At 62.3% G+C, this 562-nt stretch carries 2 protein-coding genes; both read right to left on the bottom strand.

Annotated features, from left to right (window positions below):
* Positions 1–325, bottom strand: a 325-nt coding sequence (locus CXQ90_RS21835) for an aminotransferase class I/II-fold pyridoxal phosphate-dependent enzyme (protein ID WP_146068972.1), incomplete at its 3' end; no start/stop codon positions are given.
* Between the two features lie 41 nt (positions 326–366).
* Positions 367–562, bottom strand: a 196-nt coding sequence (locus tag CXQ90_RS22740) for a hypothetical protein (protein ID WP_219816755.1), incomplete at its 5' end; no start/stop codon positions are given.

Here is a 562-nt window from a genome sequence, read left to right as displayed (position 1 = left end):
AAACCGCCTGCTTGCCGCCGTTGGTCACCAGGATTTGGCTCGGGTCCACGGCATAACCGGAATCGCGCAGCGTTTTCTCCGCGATGGCCTTTTTCAGTTCAGGCAGCCCGCCGGCGGGGGAGTAGCGGTGGAAGCGCGGGTTGCGGGCGGCCTCGACCGCCGCGTCGACAATGTACTCCGGGGTCGGGAAATCCGGCTCGCCTGCAACGAAGCCAATCACCGGCCGCCCTGCTGCCTTGAGTGCCTTCGCCTTGGCGTCTACGGCAAGTGTCGCGGACTCCGCGATCGAAGCGATGCGCTCTGAAATTCGGCCGGTGGAAGGCATGGCGTTCCCGTCTGTGGTTGCGTTGATTTCCCGAAGGGGACTTATGGCATACGCGGCTGCCGGATATCCGGCTGCCGGTTCCAGTTTAGGTGCAGGGGCCGGTGCACGCCTTTTCTTACGGTGCTGCCGCGAAAAAACCAGGCGGCCAACAGCGTGCTGAGCATCGGAAAATGCACGGCAATCCGCCGTCGTAAAACGCCGGTTCGACGGAACAGCAAACATTGAGTAGACTTGATC

Source organism: Arthrobacter sp. ZGTC131 (assembly GCF_002929275.1).
Lineage (GTDB): Bacteria > Actinomycetota > Actinomycetes > Actinomycetales > Micrococcaceae > Arthrobacter.
Note: the sequence above shows the minus strand (reverse complement) of the source record. Positions and strands in the feature narration are given on the sequence as shown.